This is a genomic window from Aerococcus vaginalis, from assembly GCF_053762225.1.
Window position 1 is genome coordinate 284,343 of sequence record NZ_JBSMYC010000001.1, and the last position, 21,921, is coordinate 306,263.

23 protein-coding genes are annotated in these 21,921 nt (G+C 39.5%); 18 read left to right on the plus strand and 5 right to left on the minus strand.

Translation table 11 applies throughout. From position 1 onward, the window contains the following. Positions 1 to 3 precede the first annotated feature (3 nt). The 9 genes from lspA (at position 4) to ACWOEX_RS01395 (ending at position 7,741) form a co-directional block, all read left to right on the plus strand. Positions 4 to 459 carry a signal peptidase II gene (gene lspA / locus ACWOEX_RS01355; RefSeq protein ID WP_455297463.1) on the plus strand — a complete coding sequence of 152 codons (456 nt, stop codon included), beginning with the start codon at positions 4 to 6 and terminating at the stop codon, positions 457 to 459. Then, on the plus strand, positions 459 to 1,409 hold the full coding sequence (locus tag ACWOEX_RS01360; protein WP_455297464.1) for an RluA family pseudouridine synthase: 951 nt from the start codon (positions 459 to 461) through the stop codon (positions 1,407 to 1,409). The genes lspA and ACWOEX_RS01360 overlap by 1 nt, the downstream gene beginning before the upstream one ends. 74 nt (positions 1,410 to 1,483) lie before the next feature. After that, the gene (locus tag ACWOEX_RS01365; RefSeq protein ID WP_455297465.1) at positions 1,484 to 1,705 is read left to right on the plus strand and encodes a YneF family protein; all 222 of its coding nucleotides are present in this window, start codon (positions 1,484 to 1,486) and stop codon (positions 1,703 to 1,705) included. A 72-nt stretch (positions 1,706 to 1,777) separates the two neighbouring features. Continuing rightward, entirely contained in the window at positions 1,778 to 3,532 is a 1,755-nt protein-coding gene (locus tag ACWOEX_RS01370) for an ABC transporter ATP-binding protein (RefSeq protein WP_455297466.1), read from the plus strand. Between the two features lie 2 nt (positions 3,533 to 3,534). After that, on the plus strand, positions 3,535 to 5,313 hold the full coding sequence (locus ACWOEX_RS01375; RefSeq protein WP_455297647.1) for an ABC transporter ATP-binding protein: 1,779 nt from the start codon (positions 3,535 to 3,537) through the stop codon (positions 5,311 to 5,313). Positions 5,314 to 5,348: 35 nt separating this feature from the next. Continuing rightward, a complete protein-coding gene (locus ACWOEX_RS01380) occupies positions 5,349 to 6,023 on the plus strand; it encodes a lysophospholipid acyltransferase family protein (RefSeq protein WP_455297467.1) in 675 nt (224 codons plus the stop codon). A gap of 83 nt (positions 6,024 to 6,106) precedes the next feature. Next, positions 6,107 to 6,484: a DUF2187 family protein gene (locus tag ACWOEX_RS01385; protein WP_455297468.1), complete on the plus strand. Its 378-nt coding sequence runs from the start codon at positions 6,107 to 6,109 to the stop codon at positions 6,482 to 6,484. A gap of 27 nt (positions 6,485 to 6,511) precedes the next feature. After that, positions 6,512 to 6,739, plus strand: a complete 228-nt coding sequence (locus ACWOEX_RS01390) for an acyl carrier protein (RefSeq protein WP_455297469.1) — start codon at positions 6,512 to 6,514, stop codon at positions 6,737 to 6,739. 63 nt (positions 6,740 to 6,802) lie between these two features. Then, on the plus strand, positions 6,803 to 7,741 hold the full coding sequence (locus tag ACWOEX_RS01395; RefSeq protein WP_455297470.1) for a hypothetical protein: 939 nt from the start codon (positions 6,803 to 6,805) through the stop codon (positions 7,739 to 7,741). A 119-nt stretch (positions 7,742 to 7,860) separates the two neighbouring features. Here the strand turns inward: ACWOEX_RS01395 and ACWOEX_RS01400 are convergent, their stop codons facing one another. After that, complete coding sequence (locus ACWOEX_RS01400) at positions 7,861 to 8,880, minus strand: lactonase family protein (RefSeq protein ID WP_455297471.1); 1,020 nt, start codon at positions 8,878 to 8,880, stop codon at positions 7,861 to 7,863. A gap of 144 nt (positions 8,881 to 9,024) precedes the next feature. On the opposite strand from ACWOEX_RS01400, the gene ACWOEX_RS01405 reads away from it, so the two are divergent. Beyond that, positions 9,025 to 10,272 (plus strand): AI-2E family transporter, encoded by a 1,248-nt coding sequence (locus ACWOEX_RS01405; protein ID WP_455297472.1) that lies wholly within the window; start codon positions 9,025 to 9,027, stop codon positions 10,270 to 10,272. A gap of 56 nt (positions 10,273 to 10,328) precedes the next feature. On the opposite strand, the gene ACWOEX_RS01410 is transcribed toward ACWOEX_RS01405, so the two are convergent. Together ACWOEX_RS01410 and ACWOEX_RS01415 are read right to left on the minus strand one after the other, a co-directional pair. After that, positions 10,329 to 10,967, minus strand: coding sequence for a type 1 glutamine amidotransferase (locus ACWOEX_RS01410; protein WP_455297473.1), 639 nt, complete (start codon positions 10,965 to 10,967; stop codon positions 10,329 to 10,331). Next, entirely contained in the window at positions 10,964 to 12,331 is a 1,368-nt protein-coding gene (locus tag ACWOEX_RS01415) for a MurT ligase domain-containing protein (RefSeq protein ID WP_455297474.1), read from the minus strand. Before ACWOEX_RS01415 ends, ACWOEX_RS01410 begins: the two co-directional genes overlap by 4 nt. Before the next feature lie 114 nt (positions 12,332 to 12,445). On the opposite strand from ACWOEX_RS01415, the gene ACWOEX_RS01420 reads away from it, so the two are divergent. The 7 genes from ACWOEX_RS01420 (at position 12,446) to ACWOEX_RS01450 (ending at position 18,882) form a co-directional block, all read left to right on the plus strand. Continuing rightward, positions 12,446 to 13,027: a thymidine kinase gene (locus ACWOEX_RS01420; RefSeq protein WP_455297475.1), complete on the plus strand. Its 582-nt coding sequence runs from the start codon at positions 12,446 to 12,448 to the stop codon at positions 13,025 to 13,027. 44 nt (positions 13,028 to 13,071) lie between these two features. After that, positions 13,072 to 14,163, plus strand: coding sequence for a peptide chain release factor 1 (gene prfA, locus ACWOEX_RS01425; protein WP_455297476.1), 1,092 nt, complete (start codon positions 13,072 to 13,074; stop codon positions 14,161 to 14,163). Then, the gene (prmC, locus tag ACWOEX_RS01430; protein ID WP_455297477.1) at positions 14,150 to 15,022 is read left to right on the plus strand and encodes a peptide chain release factor N(5)-glutamine methyltransferase; all 873 of its coding nucleotides are present in this window, start codon (positions 14,150 to 14,152) and stop codon (positions 15,020 to 15,022) included. The genes prfA and prmC overlap by 14 nt, the downstream gene beginning before the upstream one ends. A 5-nt stretch (positions 15,023 to 15,027) precedes the next feature. Next, the gene (locus ACWOEX_RS01435) at positions 15,028 to 16,041 is read left to right on the plus strand and encodes an L-threonylcarbamoyladenylate synthase (RefSeq protein ID WP_455297478.1); all 1,014 of its coding nucleotides are present in this window, start codon (positions 15,028 to 15,030) and stop codon (positions 16,039 to 16,041) included. Positions 16,042 to 16,211: 170 nt separating this feature from the next. Beyond that, positions 16,212 to 16,847, plus strand: a complete 636-nt coding sequence (gene upp, locus ACWOEX_RS01440) for a uracil phosphoribosyltransferase (RefSeq protein WP_455297479.1) — start codon at positions 16,212 to 16,214, stop codon at positions 16,845 to 16,847. Positions 16,848 to 16,881: 34 nt separating this feature from the next. Continuing rightward, positions 16,882 to 18,189 carry a UDP-N-acetylglucosamine 1-carboxyvinyltransferase gene (gene murA / locus ACWOEX_RS01445; RefSeq protein ID WP_455297480.1) on the plus strand — a complete coding sequence of 436 codons (1,308 nt, stop codon included), beginning with the start codon at positions 16,882 to 16,884 and terminating at the stop codon, positions 18,187 to 18,189. A gap of 72 nt (positions 18,190 to 18,261) precedes the next feature. Next, entirely contained in the window at positions 18,262 to 18,882 is a 621-nt protein-coding gene (locus tag ACWOEX_RS01450) for a cyclodeaminase/cyclohydrolase family protein (RefSeq protein ID WP_455297481.1), read from the plus strand. A gap of 44 nt (positions 18,883 to 18,926) precedes the next feature. Here ACWOEX_RS01450 and ACWOEX_RS01455 read toward each other — a convergent pair whose 3' ends face one another. Further along, entirely contained in the window at positions 18,927 to 20,153 is a 1,227-nt protein-coding gene (locus tag ACWOEX_RS01455; RefSeq protein WP_455297482.1) for a sodium/glutamate symporter, read from the minus strand. 173 nt (positions 20,154 to 20,326) lie between these two features. On the opposite strand from ACWOEX_RS01455, the gene ACWOEX_RS01460 reads away from it, so the two are divergent. Then, entirely contained in the window at positions 20,327 to 21,196 is an 870-nt protein-coding gene (locus tag ACWOEX_RS01460; RefSeq protein ID WP_455297483.1) for a glutathione S-transferase C-terminal domain-containing protein, read from the plus strand. A 69-nt stretch (positions 21,197 to 21,265) separates the two neighbouring features. Here ACWOEX_RS01460 and ACWOEX_RS01465 read toward each other — a convergent pair whose 3' ends face one another. Then, the gene (locus ACWOEX_RS01465; RefSeq protein ID WP_455297484.1) at positions 21,266 to 21,919 is read right to left on the minus strand and encodes a hypothetical protein; all 654 of its coding nucleotides are present in this window, start codon (positions 21,917 to 21,919) and stop codon (positions 21,266 to 21,268) included. Between the last annotated feature and the right edge of the window lie 2 nt (positions 21,920 to 21,921).

Below are 21,921 nucleotides of genomic sequence, written 5' to 3' on the forward strand. Positions count from 1 at the left end.
TATATGTGGATTTATTATATCGTGATGATCGCTATCATCGGTCTCGATCAGTTAGTGAAATGGTTGACCGTTCATCAATTTCCTGTTGGTAGTGGACAACCCCTAATTCCAGGTGTGTTATCGTTATTCCATATCCAAAATCACGGTGCTGCTTGGGGTATTTTTGAAGGGAAAATGTGGTTCTTTTTCATCGTAACAGTTGTAGTCGTTGGCTGTTTACTATGGATGCTTCATACACAAACGATTGAAGAGCGATGGTATTCACTTAGTTTAGCATTGATCATTGCAGGTGCTATCGGTAATTTTATTGATCGTATGTGTCTTGGATACGTGGTGGATATGTTTAAGACCGAATTTATTGATTTTCCTATCTTTAATGTGGCAGATATTGCGATTACGTGCGGTGTCATTCTACTGCTAATCAGTCTGTTACTTGGAAAAGATGGTGAGATACATTAATGAAACAACGTACACATACAGTCTCAATAGCTGACACTCAACGTCTCGATCAGTATCTTTCAAATGAATGGACTGATTTGAGTCGTAGTCAGATCAAAAAAGCCATCAAAGCGGGCAACTTGACAGTTAATCATGAAAAAGTGAAACCGAGTGTTCAAATTCAGGTGGGCGATGTGATTACTTTAGTTTTCGATGAGACAGCGAAAGAGAATGCACCATTAATTGCGACACACCAGTCGCTCGATATCCGTTATGAAGATGAATATTTGTTAGTAGTGAACAAACGTCAAGGTCAGGTCGTTCATCCGTCTGAAGAACATGATAATGAAACATTAGTGAATGACTTGCTTGGTTATGCTGAAACCAATCATTTTTCGTTACCAGTCGGTATTGAAACTTTTCGACCGGGTATCGTTCATCGATTAGATAAGGATACTGGTGGATTAATGGTTATCGCAAAATCTGACAAAGCATATCATGAATTAATTCAGCAATTTAAATATCACGAAGTACAACGTACCTATCTAGGGCTTGTTTATGGCACTTTTACTGAAACTAATGGGACCATCGATGCACCAATCGGAAGAGATCCAAAGCAACGCTTACGTTTCAAAGCAATACCTTCGGGCAAACCGGCTGTAACACATTTTGAAGTCTTAAAACAATATCAGGAAGGATTATCGTTACTGGCTTTCCAATTAGAAACAGGGCGTACGCACCAGATCCGTGTACATACGCGTTATATCAATCATCCGATTTGCGATGATCCGTTGTATGCAACAGAATATCAGCCGCGTTTCTTCTCAAACAAGGGTCAGTTACTCTACGCCTATCGATTAGCTTTTGAACATCCGATTACTGGTGAACCGCTCGTGATTGAGAGTGAGCTACCTTCTACCTTCCAATCCGTAGTTGATCAGTTGCATTCGGAATGGGAGAGCAAGGCGTGATAGATATTGTTAAATAGGTATTTTTTTAGTATCATGAACACTGATAATCTTTAGACAGAAGAGGAGTAGATAGTATGACAACAGGTGCATGGATCTTTGTTGTTATTATTGCCTTGATTGTTGGAATGATTTTAGGATTCTTTATCGCACGTAAATACATTATGAATTACTTCCAAGAGAATCCACCAATTTCACCTGACATGATTCGTGTAATGATGGCTCAAATGGGACAAAAACCATCCGAGAAAAAAGTGCAACAAATTGTTAAATCAATGCGAATGGTTAATAAAAAATAGAGTCTTTTGATTAAGGCTGGTAGTGATACCGGTCTTTTCTTTTTATTCTTGGACAATGAAAGGAAGGCCATTATGTTTGATATCTTGAAAAAGCTATCCTGGTTTTTCAAATTACGATGGAAGACGTATGGGATAGCTGTGCTGTGTTTATTTCTGACGGCTATTTTTAATGCAGCCGTGCCATACATTGTCGGACAAGTGACTGACCAAGTGATCGCTGGTGTGCTCACAAGACAACTATTATTAATAGAAGTGATATTAATTGTCGTGCTTGCGGTCATGATGTATGGTTTGCGTTTTATTTGGCGTAATGCGATTTTTGGCAATTCAACATTGTTGGAGTCGATCCTCAGAAATCGTTTGTTTGACCATTTTACGAAGATGGATAGTCAGTTCTACCATAAATATCGTACTGGTGATCTGATGGCTCATGCGACGAATGATTTAAATGCTTTGAAGTTCGTTGCTGGTGGTGGGATCATATCAATTGCAGATACTTTCTCTCAAGGTGGGGTTACGCTGCTTAGTATGATCTTATTGATCGATTGGCGTTTAACGTTGTTAACTATTTTGCCGTTGCCATTGTTGATGCTAATTACGCAAATTATCGGAAAAGTTGTCAATCGCCGTTACAGTAAAGCACTAGCAGCTTTTTCTGATATGAATAATCATGTTCAAGAAAGTGTCGGTGGGGTAAAAGTTATCAAATCATTTGGTGAAGAAGCCGATGATAATCGTGACTTTAAACGTGAGACCGAACAAGTTGTCGCGGCCAATAAAGAAGTTTATAAGGTAGATGCGATTAATTTACCAATGATTAAATGGATTATGGGATTGACTTACTGTATCGCTATTATCTTCGGTACGCATCTCATTTCTGGTAATGAATTAACTATTGGACAGTTAATTTCATTCTTTAGCTATTTAGGAATGATGCAATGGCCATTTATCGCGCTCGGACGTTTAGTGAATACGTTACAGCGTGGGAATGCATCGTATGATCGTATTTCAGAATTGCTCGATGAAGTTTCTCACATTGAACAGCCTAAGCATCCAGTGCTGAAACGACTCAAAGGAAATATCTCATTCGATATTAAATCTTTCCAATATCCAGATGGTGATGAGCAGAACCTTTCGGATGTTCATTTCCAATTGAATGCCGGGGAGACATTGGGAATTGCTGGACGTACTGGTTCGGGTAAGAGTTCAATTTTTAAATTGTTGATGCATGAATATGATAATTATCAAGGCGATATCACATACGATGATATTGATGTGCGCCAATATGCAAGTGATAGCTTGTCACAATCTATTGGTTATGTACCGCAGGATAATTTCCTCTTCTCGACAACGATTCGTGAAAATATTCGTTTCGGTCGTCCGGATTTGACAGAAGAAGATGTTCGCTATTATGCGCGCATTGCAGATATTGATGAAGATATCATTAATTTCCCAGAAGGTTACGATACCGAAGTAGGGGAACGCGGTGTGTCATTATCTGGTGGTCAGAAACAACGTATCGCCTTGGCGCGTGCGTTGGCATTAGATCCAGAGATTTTGATCTTAGATGATTCGCTATCAGCAGTTGACGCAAAGACAGAATCTGAAATTCTTGCAAACTTAAAGGAAGTACGTCAGGATCGTACAACAATTATTGCTGCGCATCGCTTAAGTTCAATTATGCATGCAGATGAAATTGTTGTTGTTGATAATGGAAAAATTGCCGAACGCGGCACACATGAGATACTCACGAATAATAACGGTTGGTATCATGATATGTTTGAGCAACAGCAGCTTGAACAGAAGATACAAGGGAAGGGGGACTAATGATGGAAAAATCATCACGTTCAATTAAGTTTTCACTTTCTGAACAAAATCAAATTCTGAAGTTTTTGTTCTCCTATGCCAAACCATACTGGTTGAAATTTGTGTTGTCATTAGTTTTTACATTAGCTAATGCAGCGATTGTGGCGTATTTACCAGTAATCATTAAAAATTACATCGACGGTGAGTTGGCAGCTGGGAATGTTTCTTTCCAAGTAACAGCTTGGACGGTTGGCTTATACTTTGTACTAATGACAATTGACAGTGTGATTATGTACTACAAAGATTATTTGTTCCTATTAGCAAGCCAACAATCCGTTGCGGGGCTTAGACAGGAACTATACGATCGATTGATTCATTTTGGAATGCGTTATTTCGATCAGGTGCCGAATGGGACGGTGGTATCACGTGTCACCAATGATACTGAAACCATTGTCGAATTTTGGCGTGTATTCTTGGTCGTTGTTGAGAATGTTGGTAACGTGGTCGCGATTGCGATTGCGATGTTCTCACTAAATAAATCAATGGCATGGATATTTGTTGCCTTCATGCCAGCAGTATTGATCCTGGTATATATTTATCAAAAACTTAGTACGATTGTGTATAGTAAAATGCGCGAGGCACTCAGTCGTTTGAATGCTAAGCTCAGTGAAAGCATTTCAGGAATGGGGATCATTCAACAGTTTGGCCAAGAGAAACGAATGGCTGAAGAGTTTGATGAAGTGAACCAGACTTACGTCAAATGGCGTAAGCGTATGTTCGCGATGAATGCCTTACTCTTACAACCGGCTGTGAATTTTTTAGAAACAATTGCCTTAACCGTAGTACTGCATTACTTTGGTATTCAAGTTCTATCGAACGCTGCGTGGGACGTCGGTATTCTGTACGCCTTTGTTTCCTATTCTAAATCATTCTTTGCGCCAATTGGTGCGATGCTAGATAGCTTGAGTATCTATCAGGATGGTTTAGTATCTGGTTCTCGTGTCCGTAATTTAATGATGCGTGAAGATGTTCATGCCCCAGAGTCTAATCCTGATGCTTCAGGGGAAATTACAGAAGGTAAAGTAGAAATTAAACATTTGAATTTCTCATATGATGGTAAGAACGATGTGCTTCATGACATCAATGTTGTTGCGAATCCCGGCGAAACTATTGCTTTTGTTGGACAGACTGGGTCTGGAAAGAGCTCGATTATCAATGTATTAATGCGATTCTACGAATATCATTCTGGAGATGTGCAAATTGATAGACAAGATATTCGGGATATTTCCATGGATAATATTCGTAAAAGCATTGGTCTGGTACTTCAAGACAGTTTTATGTTCTATGGCAACGTCGCAGACAATATCCGATTGCACGGGGACTATCCAATGAATCAAGTAGATGCAGCGGCGAGATTTGCACATGCTGATCAATTTATCTGTAGCTTAGAGAATGGCTATGATTCTAAAGTTATCGAGGGCGGGAAAGCATTCTCAACGGGTGAAAAGCAACTCATTAGCTTTTCTCGAACAATTTTGCGTGAACCTAAGATTTTGATTCTTGATGAAGCAACCGCTAATATTGATACAGAAACAGAGCAACGTATTCAATCAGGATTGGAAAATCTGCGTCGTGGTCGAACAACGATTATGATTGCTCACCGATTGTCAACAATCAAAGATGCAGATAGAATCTATGTATTGAAGCATGGTCACATCATTGAGTCAGGGACGCATGATGAATTATTGGCACATGATGGTTACTATCGCACCATGTATCAATTACAGTCTTTCTCACATTAATTTCTCGTGAGTTTATAGAAGGGAAGAAATGAGATATGTGGTTATACGTTATACTCTCATTTTTAATTAGAGTAGGTTTGCGTATTTTTAATGGTAAGATGATTATAGAGGTTGATGAAGCCTACAAAGCATATCAACCGGATCAAAAATATATTGTGGTTGCACCGCACCGCACGTGGTTGGATCCTGTGATGATCGGTATTAACTTTCATCAGCCGAAAGTGCGATTTGTCGCTAAGAAAGAATTGGCAACAAATAAGCTCACACAATTTCTAATGGAAGATGGCGGTGGCGTGTTCTTAATTGATCGCGAACACCCTGATCGTAAGTTGATGAAACGAATAGTGAAGGAAATTAAAAACGGTGAGCATCATCTAGGCATTTTTCCAACTGGGTCACGTTTCTCGACAGAAATAAAAGATGGTGCTGTAACATTGGCGCGATTAGCACGTGTGCCTATTTTGCCAGTTGTGTATCAAGGACCGCTCACAGTTAAAGGACTCGTATCACGCAAACGTTCGCATCGAGTGAAATTAGCGATCGGTGCGCCAATCGAACTTCCGGATAAAAGACGTATGACGCATGACGATAACAAAGCGATTAATGCGCAAATAGCTGAAGCGTTTGATAAAATGGATAAATTGCTAGATCCGAACTATAAATATGATCCGGAAGAAGAGTTGAGAAAGCATCAAGCAAAGAAAAAATAGTTTAAGAAAGTGTTAAGTTAAAGGGTTAACACTAGTCAAACTGCTCAGTATCAAGTATTATAGAGAGGATTTCAGGTGATCTTGTGAGTAAAAGTAAAGCAAGTAAAAAGATTGATAAGAAAACACAGAATTTGGTAGAAACCGAACTTCGCAGAGGGACGAGTAAGTCACGTATTGCAACATTGCTCGATATCCCATACGATGAAGCGGTTGAAGTCATCAAAACTGTGAAAGAGAACGTTCGACCAGAAGTCGGCGATGTCATTCAATTTACCTTTAGAGACTACAAAATCGTCGGTGAAATCGAAAAATTATTAAACAATTCGGCGATTGTTAAAATCTTTTGGGATCAATCGGATAAAGCAATGTTAGATGTTCTTGAAGAGCGTACAGCAGTAAACTTTAAAGACATCGATAACTTTGTTGAAGCCGGTAAAAAAGAAACCGAAGAGGATAAATAAGCACGGATTTAGAAGGGAGCCGTTTGAATGAATACATTTGAAAAGATTCGCGAAATGATCAGTTCACAACTCGATATCGATAAAGAAAAGATCACGATGACGACTCGTCCAGCAGAAGATTTAGAAGCGGATAGTCTGGATCTTTTTCAAATTTTAAATGATATTGAAGATACATTTGGTGTGACAATTGATGAAGATGAAACAGAATTGCACACCATCGAAGACCTTGTCAAATATGTTGACGAGAACAAGTAATGTGCTGTATAACATCTAGTCATTCGCTTAACTAGATGTAAATGTATTTATAGGAGTTTCCTAATGATACAAGCGCGAAACGCTCAAGAATACGACGTATCAATTCAGAACGCTGTAAAGTATTATCTAAGTGAGGACTTTGATAATTGCGCTTCTTTGTTAATGGCGGTCAAAGAAGCTTATATTCAAAAGAATCAATTAGATATTTTTCAAAATCGGTTCATTCGTGAACTGCTGGTGAATGGGGCAGTTGCGGATGCACTCGCTCTGATTGATGCACTGCTGTCGGGTACAGAAGAAGACATTCAACGCTTTGAATCTGTGTTAAAAGGTTATGAGTCATTAATCTGTACATATGATGTTGACAATTTAGAAAATCCGTTACCAGAAGATATTGAAACAATTCTACTGAATAATGACAGTCCAGAAATTGTGAATACTGGTCGCTTTCAATCAGCAGACTTTTTGGATCTTATGACAATGGCACCGTATTTACAACGTCTATCATTGTCAGAACAGAATCAATATCTCAATCGTGTTAAACAATTACCATCTGATGATCAACAGCAGGTGGTTGAGAAGGCATTGGAGAACCCATCACTGGATTTCATTGTTCGCTCAGACTTGATAGCTGATTTTTTACAATTCAATCATACTGATAAACTACTGACGTTTGTCGACTACAAGAACGATAGACGTTCCATTAGTACCGTTGATTTACTTCCTTTAACTAATACATCATACTATCGATCGGGCGTACAATACATTGGTGAAAAATTTGAGAATGATCCCATAGCACATGAGGCATTACTTCTCGAGTGGGGATTGTTCTGTGCTTATATTTACCCATTTATGGATGAAGAGACATTCATGAGTTTCGCTGTGATTGACTTCTTCCATACATTATTAATTCGTGACTATCGAGGTGAAACGCTTGATTTATCTGATGATTTTGAACATCTGGTGTTTAGTATCAAGCAAGAGATTGATGCACGTCTCTAGTATTTAACTGTAGATAGTACAACCACAAATAGTTTTGTGAAATTCACTTCCTTATTTCGCTCAAGAAAGACCGAGAGTTGTAGATTATCTCTCGGTCTTTTTAGTGCATTTATAGGAAATTAACTGTGTTTAATACAAACAATTTCTGGTATAGCAGCGTGGGCTGGCAGTGCGGTTAATGTGCCTGATTGCTTATCGCGTTCGAACAACGTAATATTTGCGGAATCCTGGTGACCAACGATTATGAAATCTTCATTCTGATTAAAATTGAAGTCACGCGGTGATTGTCCACCTGTACTGATATTTTGGATACGAGAGAGATGAGCACCATCTTCTGAAATAGCAAAGATAGTCAATTCATCCGTACCGCGCGTGGAAGTGTATAGGAATTGTCCATCGGATGAGACACGAATGGCTGCTGAGCCCGCGAATTGCTCAGTAGCGTCAATCGTACTATGTCTTTCAATAAGGGTGAGATGCCCGTCCGCATAGTCACATACATCGATAGTATTTGACAATTCTCCGATGACGTAAGCAATACGCCCATCAGGATGGAAAGTAAGGTGCCGTGCACCGGTGCCAGCTTCAGCATGATAGGTATCTTTGAGTTGAAGATTGTTATCCGCTGTCAATTCATATGTTGATACTTCATCAGTACCGAGATCACAACTGATCAAATAACCGTCAGGCGTTAGATCAATGAAGTGACAGTGTGCACTTTCCTGACGTTCTGTAGCACCATGTCCCAGATGGGAAGTAATATTCATTAAAGTCAATGTACCATCAGCTTCAATTTTAATTACTGCGAGCTTACCGTCGTGGTAGTTTGCTGTATAGATAAGCTGGCGTTCCTCATCTAATGCCAAGTAACAGCCATTAGCGTTTAAAAACGCCACGCGATCGACAAATTCAAAGTGGGTATCCTTTTTTTGGTAATGTGCTACACCTGGTTGATCATTTGATTGACTCAATGTAAAAAGATGTTTTTGATCACGAGATAGCACAAAGTATGTTGGATTGGATTCTTCGATAATAAGGCGATGATTACCAAACGTGCCGTCGTCCATTAACTCCAACGTGTGTATACCTTTATTTTCGGAGCGCGTATAGCCTCCGAGGTAGAGTGTTTCCATAGTCATTGTCCTTTCTGATTACATTTTCACCTTTCATCATAGTGAATTATGAAGTATCCATCAAGCTGCAGATTTAGTGGAAACTTAATATCCATTGGCTACAAAGTGTGGTAGGTTGGTATATGAACTTTAGCTAAGGGAGGGAAACGAATGAAAGAAAGACCTGAACGTCGTAGACAAACTGAAGCGCGTATATTATTGGGTGATCGTTTCACAAAAGTATTAAATAGCCGTTATGTATTAATGCTGACGGTTGCGATACTCGTCTGTTTATTATTGTTGTTGCTGACAAAGGTAAATGTCTTTATTAATCCACTTTGGCGATTTATTAAGACGATCTTGCTGCCAATCGTCCTCGGTTCGGTTTTATACTATTTGACCGTTCCAATCGTGAATTTTTTAGAGCGAAAAGGTATCAAACGAATCTACGGTACATGGTTTGTATTGGCTTTGTTAGCGATTTTAATTAGTCTTTTTGTGGCTTGGATACCGGTTATCGTTGAGCAGGCTAAAGATTTCCTGTTGCAGTGGGGAGATATTTGGGCGACTTATCAAGAACAGTTAATCAATTATCTACCAAAGAATATCTTCTCAGATATTCAATTAAACTTCGATAAGATATTTAACTATGTTTACAATTTAAACTGGAATTGGAGCCGATTATTTAACAATACATGGAGTAGTTTGACATCGATTTTGGGCGTTGTGACACAGATAGCCGTTGCATTATTAACAGCGCCGATTATCCTGTTTTATATGCTGAAAGATGCACCCAAAATCAAAAAGACAGTGGCGCCGTTCATCCCAGTGAAAATTCGCAAAACGACTCTGGATATGTTGAGTGATATGAATAATCAGGTATCTGGTTACATTAGAGGGCAGATTCTTGTTGCGGTAGCTGTTACTATTATGTTTGTGATCGGTTATACCATTATTGGTCTTGATTTCGGATTAATCATTGGTGTGAGTGCTGGTCTTTTGAATGTTATTCCATATCTCGGATCATTTATTGGGATGGTACCTGCGATTATCGTTGCAGTGGTTGATAGTCCGTTAATGCTTGTTAAAGTCTTACTAGTATTTGCGATTGAACAGAGTATTGAAAGCCGTATTATTTCACCACTCGTTTTGGGATCTAATTTACATATTCATCCAGTTGTAATTATGCTTTTGTTAATTGCTGGGGGTAATATGTGGGGCGTTCCAGGTATCATTTTCATCATTCCAATTTACGCGGTATTAAAGGTGATTTTCATTTATATTTTCCGCTGGTATCATGATGTATCTGGATTGTATGAAGATGAGAATGGTCAGGAAATTTTTCCGTTCGACGAGAATGCGCAGCGAGAGAAAAGACAAAACGAAACTATTGCTGAAACACCAAGTGATAACGATTAGAAAATTTATATAAGATAGCAAAAAACCCGCGTTAGCGGGTTTTTCATTTCGTCTCATTAATTTTTCATGGCGAGATCGATAATCTGTTCACCGAGTGATGGATTTCTGACAATTAATGGGCCATGGAAATATGATCCAAAGGTATTCTTATACATGACACCTTCTGTGAGATCTTCGCCATTATTACCATATCCAGCAGTTACACGGCCGAGCGGTTGGACATCTTTACCGAGGTAAGTACGCCCCGCATGGTTTTCATAGCCGTGATAAGTTTGATCAAAACGCTGATTATAGATGGATAAATCACCAATTAAGCGCTGTTTCTGACTCGTCGTATAGTAGTCGATTGCACCAACACCTTTTAATGTCATTCCGCCAATCGTTTCGTATTGTTCTCCTAATAATTGGAAACCACCACAGATTGCTAGGACAACACCATCGTTTTCAATGTATGCTTTGATACCATCGGCTTTATTGACGAGATCCTTAGCAACAACGGTTTGTTCGAAATCTTGACCACCACCGAAGAAAACAAGATCGTAACGCTCGGGATCGAAGTCTTCTTCCAAAGAAACAAGTTCAGTGGTGACTGAGCCAGCACGTTGTTTGGCTAGATACTCGAGCATTAATAAATTTCCATTATCGCCGTACGTGTTCATTAAATCGCCATATAGGTGGCAAATTCTTAATGTCATGCGTGCATTCGCTCCTTCACATAACCTTTTTCAGCTAATGTTTTACGTAGTGCAAGCATTGCTGTATAAGTCGTTAAAATATTGACAGTTTCTGTTGGGGCCTCTTGAATCGCATGGATAACCCCATCCATCGAATTAACAGTGTACATCGTCTCTGGTTTGAATCCAGCCACTAATAGGCGCTGTTTCAACGCTTCACGACGTTGACCACCAATAATTTGACGTGTATTTTCTGGCATTTGAGCAAGAGATTCAAAATCAGAATCCCAAATCCAGCTGACATCTTGACCATCAGCCGGTTGATCATTAAGTAGGGTGATCATTGTATATGCATCCTCCTGTAATTTAATGATCTCAGTGATTTGGTTGAAACCAACAGGATTCTTAATGAGATTGATTCGAACCACTTTGCCATCAATAGCAATGACTTCCTGTCGACCGAAGACACGACTTGCAGAACGGAAGCCTTCGCGAATATCTTCGTCAGATAATCCAAAGAATTTGCCTATTGAGAAAGCTGCTAAAGCATTATAAATATTGTATGTACCTGCAACTGGCAGCTGGTAAGTCGCACCGTTCAAATCAAACATTGAGGAATCAGGTGTCAATTCTTTGATATCAGTGACTTGGTAGGCCAAGGATGGACGCTTGAATCCGCAATTCGGACAGAAGTAGTCCCCAAGATTACTGTATGTGATTGCGTGGTAATGCAATAAATGATGACATACAGGGCATAACACATTATCGGTATTGTAATGTGCACGCTTATCTGTCTCTAAATCGTCATTGGTAAAACCAAAGTAGAACATTGGATTATCGATCGATGTGTCATTAAAGATCGCCGCATCGCCATTTAACAACAACGGTGTTTCTGGGGTTAACGCTGCCCCTTCTTTAATGAAATCAAAAATCGTATAAATTTCACCATAGCGATCCATCTGATCTCTAAAGATATTCGTAGCCACAATTAATTTTGGCTGGATGTATTTAGTGATGTGACGAACAGTCGCTTCATCGACTTCAAGTACAGCGATTGGACGTTCATTCTCGTCGCCTAACTCAGGGATATTATCGCCAACAAATGTTGCAATAATTCCTTGTTTGAGGTTAGATCCAGTATCATTCGTTAATACATGCTGAAATTTCTGTTTCAGAATATTCACAGTAAGAGAAGTCGTCATCGTCTTCCCATTCGTACCGGTAATAATAACTACATCATAGTTTTTGCCTAATTCACCAAGAATCTCAGGGTCAATTTTTTCGGCAATTTTACCGGGAAAGCTCGAGCCACCGCCTGCATATTTTTTAAGCATTGATTGCGATAGCTGAGCGACGTTTTTAGCTAAGGTACCCTTTAAACTCATCGGGAACCTCCTTTCCTATCAATACACTACATTTTAGCACAACTTATTGTAAGATTGACAACCGCAGAACCCTTGGCTAAGATTAATAATTGTTAAGTAAAAGGGGAGGTCATCATGGCACAGTTATTTTTCCGATATGGTGCAATGAATAGTGGAAAGACGTTTGAAATTATTAAAGTTGCACACAACTATGAAGAACAAGACAAGCGCGTCCTTACAATGAAAAGTATTATCGATGATCGCAGTGCAGCTGGCATGATTGAAAGTCGTGTTGGTGAATCACGAAAAGCGATTGAAATTGATAGTCAGACAGATATCTTTAATATCGTCAAGCGCGCTAACGAAGAAGAGAAAGTATACTGTGTCCTTGTCGATGAAGCACAATTCCTGCCCAAACATCAGGTAGAAGCCTGTGCACGTGTGGTTGATGAATTAGATATCCCGGTCATGGCTTTTGGATTAAAGAATGATTTTCGTAATGAACTTTTCGAAGGGTCCGAAGCGCTATTGACACTTGCAGAAAAGATTGAAGAAGTTAAAACAATTTGTTGGTTTTGTGGTCGCAAAGCAATTATGAACCTACGAATGAATGACGGTAAGCCTGTATATGAAGGTGAACAGATACAAACGGGTGGGAATGAAGCTTATTATCCCGTTTGTCGTAAACATTACTATCATCCACCGTTCGATGAATAACATCTGAACAGTTATCCGGCTAATATGGAGGAAGAAAAAAATAAATGTTAAATATTGATGAACAAATTGATACATTTGTGGCTCGTTACCAAGAAGTCGCAGAAATGTTAAGTGATCCGGATGTTATCAGTGATCAAAAACGTTTCCGTGATTTATCACGTGAAGAAGCTGATCTTAGACCTAAGGTAGACGCATTCAAGCATTATCGTGATGTCGAAGAACAAATCAACGGCGCTAAAGAAATCTTAAACGATAACGACTCAGATGATGAAATGCGCGAACTCGCAAAGATGGAGCTAAGCGAACTCGAATCTGAAGAAGAAACGCTCAAGGAAGATATTAAGCGTTTGATGATTCCAACTGATTCTAATGATGATAAGAATATCATTATGGAAATTCGTGGTGCTGCTGGTGGGGATGAAGCGCAACTCTTTGCCGCTGATCTATATAATATGTATTCACGTTATGCCGAATCACAGGGCTGGCGTGTGGAGGTCATTTCAGCATCCCAAAATGATGTCGGAGGATACAAAGAAATCATTATTAGTATATCCGGTGAAAAAGTATTCTCCAAGCTTAAGTTTGAGAGTGGTGCACATCGTGTGCAGCGTGTACCGAAAACGGAATCGCAAGGACGAGTGCATACATCAACTGCTACAGTAGTAGTAATGCCAGAGTTTGAAGCGATCGATTATGAAATTGATGAATCAGATATTCGTACAGATGTTTATCGTTCAAGTGGTGCCGGTGGACAGCACATCAATAAAACAAGTTCAGCCGTTCGTTTAACGCACGAGCCTACAGGAATTGTTGTTGCCATGCAGGATCAACGTTCACAGCAACAAAACCGTGAAAAAGCAATGATGATTTTGCGTGCGCGTGTGTATGATTACTATGAATCACAGAATGAAGAACAGTATGAAAATGAACGTAAAGATTTAGTAGGGACTGGGGACCGTTCAGAACGTATCCGAACTTACAATTACCCACAAAACCGTGTGACTGATCATCGTATCGGTTTAACGATCCAGAAATTAGATCGCATTGTATCGGGTGAATTAGATGCCATTGTTGATGCGCTCGTTTTGGCGGATCAAACGAAGAAATTAGAGGCATTGAATAATGACAATATCTAATCAAACGTTCGGGGAAGCTATTCAAACAGCTTCCCTTTTTCTAAAGCAAAATCATAAAGATAGTGTGATTGCACAATTTTTAATGGATGACTTAATGCAGTGGTCGCTGAATGATAGACTCACTAATAGTGAAAAAATGGTTCCAGAAGATATTTTAGATCTGTTTATCAATGGAATTAAGCGTATCGCATTAGATGATTATCCCTACCAGTATGTCTCTCAAATAGCTTGGTTTTATGGATTGCCGCTAAAAGTCACAGAAGATGTGCTCATTCCACGCCAAGAAACAGAGGGAATTATTGAGACTATTATCAAAAACATTGATTCTGGTAAACTTCCTAGTGACGCGCAGGTATTAGATATCGGTACCGGGAGCGGTGCGATCGCTATTGCGCTTAAACATGAAGTGCCGACATTACAAGTTACGGCGACAGATATCAGCGTCGATGCTTTAACTGTTGCGAAAATGAACGCTAAAAAGCACGATCTATCAATTCGTTTTCTAGAAGGCGATCTCGATCAACCGATATTAGGCGAAACATTCGATATTATCGTAACTAATCCGCCATATATTGCGGCTACTGAAACGGATGTGATGGGGACGGATGTCATTAAATATGAACCGCATCTGGCACTTTTTGCTGATGATTTAGGCTATGCAATCTATGAGCGATTAATTCCAAAATTGCGTCATCTTCTGCGACCGAATGGATTCTTTATGGCTGAATGTGGTTACCGACAGGCAAGAACGATTGCATCGCATATGCAAACAGTGTATCCACATTATAAAGTTAGTATTATTAAAGATTATGAAGGTATTGAACGATTTGTAACGCTAGAAGCTATTGATAGGACGTGATAAGAATGACGAAAATTTATACCGAGAAAAATATAGACCAGGCGGCTGAACAATTACAAAGAGGGGAATTAATTGCTTTCCCAACTGAGACAGTTTTTGGTTTAGGTGCCATTGCCAATAATGAAGAAGCGGTAAAAAATGTATATAAAGTTAAAGGAAGACCTTCTGATAATCCGTTAATCGTTCATATTCATAGTAAAGAAGCGTGGCGAGAATATATCGGTGATATTTCTAAAGACCGATTGCAACTTGTTGAACAATTAGCTGATAAATTGTGGCCAGGACCACTAACAATGGTGTTACCTGTTAAAGCAGGGATGTTCAATCCTACAGTAACCGGTGGCCTCGATACGGTTGGTTTGCGTATGCCTGATCATCCATTAACATTGAAGCTCATTGAAGCGACTGAATTTCCCTTGGTAGGTCCTTCTGCCAATCTCTCGGGTAAGCCGAGTCCGACGACGGTAGATCATGTAATGCATGATTTTAATGGCAAAATTGCTGGTGTGTTAAATAGCGCCCCGACACGTATTGGTGTTGAATCTACGGTCATTGATTTAAGCGATCCAGATGGAATTTATATTTTACGACCTGGATACTACACAAAGGCAATGATTGAATCTGCTGTTCCAGGTATACATATTTCATCAAAACGCAAAGTCTTAGGTGTTGATGAGACGCCCAAAGCACCTGGGATGAAATATCGCCATTATAGTCCTGATCTTGAGGTTATCGCAATCGAACATCAGGGGATAGCACAAGAAGTTAAACAGCATAGTGCACAGACAACAGCTGTCGCAGCAACGGATGCAGTGTTATCTCATATTGATCCCGCATATCAAATGTTTTCACTGGGAAAAGATGCGACTAGCGCTACGCATCAATTGTTTGCAGCTCTGCGTGCGTTTGATGATAGTTCTGAAATCACAACGCTAATTATTGAATTATTGCCAGATACAGAAGAAAATCAAGCATACCGCAATCGCTTGCTGAAAGCAGCATCCACTATAAAAAAGTAAGTATATAAAACCGCGTCGTTACGCGTTTTGTAGTCAGTGAACAACCATTTTATTCAATACTATCCTTGAATAAAATGGTTGTTTCATGTTATTCTATTTCCGATAGTGGAAATAAATCGAATGTGAAAAATTTTTGTCTATTATTGTATTGAAAAGATAAGGGGTAAGTCATGGGAGAATTACATGTTATTGATCATCCGTTAGTACAGCATAAAATTGCGTTACTTCGTGATGAAAATTTAGGTTCTAAAGAATTTAGAGCATTAGTTAACGAAATTACACTATTTATTGGATATGAAGCAACTTCTGATTTACCTCTCGAGGAAGTCACGGTTAAAACACCGATGACAACGACCAAACAAAAGATGATTGCAGGGAAGAAATTAGCGATTGCTCCAATTTTGCGTGCTGGTATCGGTATGGTTGACGGTATGTTAACACTCGTTCCTGCTGCAAAAGTTGGACATATCGGTATGTTCCGTGATGAAGAAACTGCAGAACCGCAAGAATACTTCTTCAAAATGCCAGCAGATATTGATGAACGTCAAGTCTTTGTCGTTGACCCAATGTTAGCGACAGGTGGTAGTGCATTACTCGCTATCGATGCATTAGTTAAACGCAATGTGAAACCAGAAAACATTAAATTCTTATGCTTAGTTTCCGCACCAGAAGGCGTGAAAGCAATGCAAGAACGTTATCCAGAAGTTGATATTTATACTGCTGCGCTCGATGAACGTTTGAATGAAGATTGGTATATCTTACCTGGTTTAGGTGATGCTGGGGATCGTTTATTCGGAACACTGTAATCTTACAGTTCAGAATGAAAGGTGAATCAAAAAGATGACAAAACAGATGATGGTACAAGGCGGTCAGCGTCTTAAAGGTACAGTAACTGTTGATGGTGCAAAGAATGCTGTATTGCCGCTTCAGGCAGCCAGTCTTCTCGCATCAGAAGGTACAAACCGTATCAGTAATGCGCCGCTTTTCTCCGACGTCTATTTGATGAATCATGTCTTAGAACACTTAGGCGTTGATGTGTCATTCAATGAGGAAGAAAACACAATTATTACTGATGCGACGGGTGATCTAACGACTGATGCGCCATTTGAATATGTTAGCAAGATGCGTGCATCTATTGTGGTAATGGGACCATTATTAGCTCGCTTTGGTCATGTGAAAGTGGCCATGCCTGGTGGATGTGCCATTGGTTCTCGACCAATTGATTTGCATACGAAAGGTTTCGAAGCACTCGGTGCAACTGTAAACACTGAATACGGCTACGTTGAAGCGTTTGCTGATGAATTACGTGGTGCGCATATTTATTTGGATTTCCCAAGTGTAGGTGCCACAGAAAACATCTTGATGGCTGCAACACTTGCTAAAGGCACAACCATTATTGAAAATGTGGCCAGAGAACCTGAAATTGTTGATTTAGCGAACTTCTTAAATCAAATGGGTGCTAAAATTTCAGGCGCTGGGACAGATGAAATTCATGTTGAGGGTGTCAAGAAATTACACGGTGTAGATCACGCTGTTATTCCTGATCGTATTGAAGCTGGAACATTCATGATCGCTGCTGCAGCGACTCAAGGTGATGTTTTTGTAGAAGATGCGATTGCAGAACACAACCTACCGTTAATCTCTAAACTACGTGAAATAGGCGCTGAAGTTATTGATGAGAAAAATGGTATTCGTGTAATTGGCCCTGAAACAATTAAACCGGTTGATGTGAAGACCTTGCCATACCCAGGTTTCCCAACTGATTTGCAGTCCCAGATGACTATTTTGCAAATCTTAGCGGATGGTACTTCTAAAATGAAAGAAACGGTATTTGAAAACCGCTTTATGCATTTAGAAGAGCTCCGCCGTATGAATGCGAAGTTCTCAGTATCTGGTGATACTGCAACGATTGAAGGGCCAACCGACTTGCAAGGTACGATTGTTGAAGCGACTGATTTACGCGCTGCTGCAGCGTTGATCATCGCAGGTTTACGCGCTGAAGGTACTACACGTGTGACGAACTTACAATATCTCGATCGTGGTTATCACGATATTGAAGGTAAGTTACGTAAATTAGGCGCTAAGATTGGCCGTGTTGATGTGAATGAAACAGATAGCCACGGTATTCTTGACGAGAAACAAGCGTAAATAATAGAAACAAAAAAGATTGTTCTGTTTAAGGGGCAATCTTTTTTATTTATCGTGTAAAGGAGTTAATAGATGAGAAACGCTAAAATTACGCAATTTATGGACGAATTAGGTTCTGACAGTCCAACGCCTGGCGGTGGAGCTGCGGCGGCATTAAATGCTGCTTTAGGTGTTAGTAGCATCTTAATGGCTGTACGTATTTCTTTGAAAAATAAAATAACCGTTGAAGAGCAATCACTAATCGATGAATTGGAAAGCCATCAACAGACATTTCTCGAATTAATTGATGACGATGTAGAAGCTTTTCAATCGCTATCAAAAGCTTATCGCTTGCCTAAAACGACAACTAATGAGCGTCAGCAACGCACACAAGCCGTTCAAAAAACGACATTAGTAGCGATTGAACCACAAATCTTACTATATCAGTATGCCATTGCTGTCTTACATCTTTCTGAGCGGATTCTCCCGTCCGTTCATCCGCAGATTATCAGTGATGTTGCGGTAGGCATACAAATGCTACGTTCGGCTTATTTATCCAGTGTTACAAATCTTTACATCAATATTCAATCTATCAAAGATTCGCAGCTTAAAGTGCATTATCTGTCAATGATTGATCATGATAAATCAGAGATCATCGCATTAGCAGATAGACTTTATGAAACAATCAATCAGCAAATTCAATCAAAAATTTAAGCAAATAAAAAAGACGGATGAAACCGTCTTTTTTCGATTATCAATTACTGAATGAAACCGATGAATGAGTAAATCACAACTACGTTGACGAAGTCACAGAAAATGGACGTCGCTAACGGAATAATAATCGCTGATGTGGATGCATTACCGTAACGATGCGTCACCTCACTCATACTGGCTACGGCATTGTAGGATGCACCTAAGCCGTAACCTAGCAATCCTGTAGTAGTAACGATGGAGTCATAGTTCAGACCGAAAATCGGAATCACTACAAAGTTCGCAAATAGGAAAATGAAGAGCACCTGCGTGAACAGAATAATCAACATTGGAATACCTATATTTGTTAATTCCCATAACTGTAAGTTTAACAGTGCGATGGCTAAGAAAATTTTAAGCACGAGTGAAGAGATCGTGTTCATTTCATCCATTTGAATCGTAAACTTCGGTGTTTTATCGGAAATGTTACGGATAGCAAATGCTAAAAGCGATGCGCCGAGATAGCTAGGTAACTGTACAGCTGAGATAACATGTGATAACAAATAGTTAAAGAACTGCGTTAAATATGTGCCGAAGAAAGTTACCGCTAAAATCAGCATGAACATACTAATCAAATGTGAACCAGAAATTTTGTCATTGGAACCATCGAGCGCATCGATATTATCTTTAAATTGATTTTCATCGATTGCTTCGCCACTAGTTTCAACATTTTTGGAATTAATCTTCCAGGTGGCAAATGGGCCACCGATCAGAGATCCTGCAGCAATACCAAATGTTGCTGCTGCGAATCCAACGGTGAGCGCTGAATTATAGCCCAACTCAGCAATTGATGGTGCGACAGCTCCTGTCGTCCCAGGACCACCGACCATGGATGATGAGCCCATCAATATCCCAAGCAGTGGGGGGATATTGACAACTTTAGACATTCCAATAGCTAACAAGTTCTGACAAACAATCAAAATAATTGTTAATATTAACATCTTCGTTGCTTGCGAACCACTACTTTTTAGCATTTGAACACTGGCTGTAAATCCTACAGTTGTAAAGAACAATGTCTGGAAAAATTCTTGGAGTGTTTGATCAAACTCAAATTGTAGGACGCCAGTCATACGCAAAATCGTATGAACGATAGCAAATATTACACCACCGACAACTGGTGCTGGAATTGTCAATCGTCGAAGAATTGACACGCGGCGTTGGATAAGTGCACCAATGGCAGCAATAATTACCGCGAACCCAGTTGTTTGGATGATATTCATATGAATAGTCATCATAAGGGTATCCTCCTTTGTATGTTATATTATATAACATGTTTAAGATAAGTATATTATACCATGATTTTATAAAAACAGTTAATTTTTTGTAAAAGGCGATTTTCGCAATTTAATTTACGATGCCGTATAATAGAGATATAGATATTTAAACGTTTAGGAAAGGAGTCTATACTATGGCTACAGTATATGAAAAAGATTTCGATTATCCAGTTGAAGCTAATCGTTACCGCTTGATTTCTGCTTACACCTGTCCATTCGGCCACCGTACCACGATCGTTCGTCGTTTGATGAAGTTAGATGATGTGATCTCAGAAGGTTTAACGAACAGTAACAAAACAACAGAGTACTGGTCATTCTCAGAACAAGAAGGTGGCAAAGAAGCCGTATTGGGTGCTGAGGATATTACTGAAATTTACCACAATACAGATCCTGATTACAATGGTCCATATTCTGTTCCTATTCTTGTAGATACAGAGACAGGAAATGTAGTTAACCAAGAATCAATGGATATTGCGCGTGATTTAGCAACCCGATTTAAAGAAATTGCACCAGATGATGCACCGGATCTCTATCCAGAAGCTTTGCGTGATGATATTGATGAGGCAATGGATTACTATGTCGAAAATGTATTGATGGCAATGGAACACGCATCGGGCGCCACAGATCAAGCTGTATATGATGAGGCTTACGATACATTATTTAACACCTTCGAGAAACTTGATGAATTCTTTGCAGATCATCAATTCCTAGTTAATGATCAACTGACGTTAGCTGATGTGATTTTGTATACGCCACTCGCACGTTTCGATGCAGCATTTGCGTTAACTGGTAAACTCAATAAGGCGCGCTTAACGGATTATCCAAACTTATGGCGTTACGCACGTCGTCTATACCAAATGCCAGCATTCAAAGATAGTACTGATTTCCACGAAATTCAGAAGGGCTTCTTCACTGGAAAAACAGGTAAACGTTTATTCCGTAGTGAAGTTATCCCTAAAGGACCAGATTTCTCCATATGGGATGAACCAGTTGAAGATGAATGAAATATCACGATAATAGAAAAGTCATCGCAATCTGCGATGACTTTTTTTGATATTCAGACGATTAGTTTCCTAGTGATTGTTTTGTAAGTACTGGTAAGAATAACCAGCATCCGAACCAATTGCTTCAGCAGCTTGTCTAGCTGCTAAAATTTCAGCATCACTGTATTGATCCAATGCATGAATATCCAAACCGTTCACTTTCGCAATAATCAAACGATTGGCGGTTTGCTCAGGGACAGTTTCCTGCTCGTTAACTGTAGATTCTGCGCTATCCTGAGGTTGATTGGTCGTTTCAGAATCATCGTCTTCAGATGATGCAGTCGTTTCTACAGTACGCTCTGCATTTAAGTCTGGTGTTGCTTTTGTCGTTTCGATTTCACTACGAATGGTTGCTAAATCATTAGTGTTTAGTTGACTATTAACTGTTTCAGTTTGTTCTGCCCAAGTTGCACCTTCAACCGTCACATCTTCGATAAGTGTGTCAACAGTTTCTACTTGTGGTGTTTCGTTTTCAATTTGGCTATCATCATTATCGACTGTTGCTTCGTCATTTGCGGCCGATGTTTTATCCTTATCATCAGCTGATTGTTTATCTTCAGATTGGATCGTTGTTTCTGGTTTGGATGCATACATCGGTTCATCATTTGACTGACTCGAAGCACAACCTGAAACTAATAACATCCCAATTGATAGTGAAGCTAATAGTGAATAATGTCTAGACATGA

Coding starts and splice junctions, on each gene's coding strand:
- lspA (WP_455297463.1), top strand. CDS start 4: ATGTGGATTTATTATATCGTGATGATCGCTATCATCGGTCTCGATCAG.
- ACWOEX_RS01360 (WP_455297464.1), top strand. CDS start 459: ATGAAACAACGTACACATACAGTCTCAATAGCTGACACTCAACGTCTC.
- ACWOEX_RS01365 (WP_455297465.1), top strand. CDS start 1,484: ATGACAACAGGTGCATGGATCTTTGTTGTTATTATTGCCTTGATTGTT.
- ACWOEX_RS01370 (WP_455297466.1), top strand. CDS start 1,778: ATGTTTGATATCTTGAAAAAGCTATCCTGGTTTTTCAAATTACGATGG.
- ACWOEX_RS01375 (WP_455297647.1), top strand. CDS start 3,535: ATGGAAAAATCATCACGTTCAATTAAGTTTTCACTTTCTGAACAAAAT.
- ACWOEX_RS01380 (WP_455297467.1), top strand. CDS start 5,349: ATGTGGTTATACGTTATACTCTCATTTTTAATTAGAGTAGGTTTGCGT.
- ACWOEX_RS01390 (WP_455297469.1), top strand. CDS start 6,512: ATGAATACATTTGAAAAGATTCGCGAAATGATCAGTTCACAACTCGAT.
- ACWOEX_RS01395 (WP_455297470.1), top strand. CDS start 6,803: ATGATACAAGCGCGAAACGCTCAAGAATACGACGTATCAATTCAGAAC.
- ACWOEX_RS01400 (WP_455297471.1), bottom strand. CDS start 8,880: ATGACTATGGAAACACTCTACCTCGGAGGCTATACGCGCTCCGAAAAT.
- ACWOEX_RS01405 (WP_455297472.1), top strand. CDS start 9,025: ATGAAAGAAAGACCTGAACGTCGTAGACAAACTGAAGCGCGTATATTA.
- ACWOEX_RS01410 (WP_455297473.1), bottom strand. CDS start 10,967: ATGACATTAAGAATTTGCCACCTATATGGCGATTTAATGAACACGTAC.
- ACWOEX_RS01415 (WP_455297474.1), bottom strand. CDS start 12,331: ATGAGTTTAAAGGGTACCTTAGCTAAAAACGTCGCTCAGCTATCGCAA.
- ACWOEX_RS01420 (WP_455297475.1), top strand. CDS start 12,446: ATGGCACAGTTATTTTTCCGATATGGTGCAATGAATAGTGGAAAGACG.
- prfA (WP_455297476.1), top strand. CDS start 13,072: ATGTTAAATATTGATGAACAAATTGATACATTTGTGGCTCGTTACCAA.
- prmC (WP_455297477.1), top strand. CDS start 14,150: ATGACAATATCTAATCAAACGTTCGGGGAAGCTATTCAAACAGCTTCC.
- ACWOEX_RS01435 (WP_455297478.1), top strand. CDS start 15,028: ATGACGAAAATTTATACCGAGAAAAATATAGACCAGGCGGCTGAACAA.
- upp (WP_455297479.1), top strand. CDS start 16,212: ATGGGAGAATTACATGTTATTGATCATCCGTTAGTACAGCATAAAATT.
- murA (WP_455297480.1), top strand. CDS start 16,882: ATGACAAAACAGATGATGGTACAAGGCGGTCAGCGTCTTAAAGGTACA.
- ACWOEX_RS01450 (WP_455297481.1), top strand. CDS start 18,262: ATGAGAAACGCTAAAATTACGCAATTTATGGACGAATTAGGTTCTGAC.
- ACWOEX_RS01455 (WP_455297482.1), bottom strand. CDS start 20,153: ATGATGACTATTCATATGAATATCATCCAAACAACTGGGTTCGCGGTA.
- ACWOEX_RS01460 (WP_455297483.1), top strand. CDS start 20,327: ATGGCTACAGTATATGAAAAAGATTTCGATTATCCAGTTGAAGCTAAT.
- ACWOEX_RS01465 (WP_455297484.1), bottom strand. CDS start 21,919: ATGTCTAGACATTATTCACTATTAGCTTCACTATCAATTGGGATGTTA.